The organism is Streptomyces albireticuli, assembly GCF_021228125.1.
Lineage (GTDB): Bacteria > Actinomycetota > Actinomycetes > Streptomycetales > Streptomycetaceae > Streptomyces > Streptomyces albireticuli.
The window spans coordinates 1-703 of the sequence record NZ_JAJQQS010000102.1 but is presented as its reverse complement, the minus strand read 5'-3'; the positions used below and the strand labels follow the sequence as shown (position 1 = coordinate 703).

Sequence of the window (703 nt, the reverse complement as noted above, 5' to 3'; positions counted from 1 at the left end):
CGTCCGCATCGGCGGTTCGTCGTGGTCGGTGCGGGTCAGTCCGCGGCCGAGACGGCCGATTACCTGCACCGCACCTTCCCCGACGCCGAGATCTGCGCCGTCTTCTCCCGCTACGGCTACAGCCCCGCCGACGACAGCCCCTTCGCCAACCGCATCTTCGACCCCGCCGCCGTCGACCACTTCTACGACGCCCCCGAAGACGCCAAACAAGCCCTCCTCACCTACCACGCCAACACCAACTACTCCGTCGTCGACGGCGAACTCATCGAACACCTCTACCGCACCGCCTACCAGGAAAAAGTCCAGGGCCACGAACGCCTGCGCATCCTCAACACCACCCGCCTCACCACCGTCGAGAACATCCCCGGCGGCGCCCGCGCCCACATCCAGCCCCTCACCGGCGGCGACCCCTACACCCTCGACTGCGACGCCGTCGTCCTCGCCACCGGCTACCGCCCCACCGACCCCCGCGAACTCCTCCCGGACCTCGCCGACGACTTCCTCACCGACGACCAGGGACGACTGCGCATCGGCCGCGACCACCGCCTCATGACCACCGACCGCATCCAGGCCGGCATCTACCTCCAAGGCGGCACCACCGAACACACCCACGGCATCACCTCCACCCTCCTCTCCACCCTCGCCGTCCGCTCCGGCCACATCCGCGACTCCCTCCTCCTACGCCGCGCCGAACAGGACGTAC

General features: G+C 69.0%; 1 protein-coding gene. It reads left to right on the top strand.

Annotated features, from left to right (window positions below):
- Nucleotides 1–703, top strand: a 703-nt coding sequence (locus LUZ64_RS36795) for a SidA/IucD/PvdA family monooxygenase (protein WP_232399083.1), incomplete at both ends; no start/stop codon positions are given.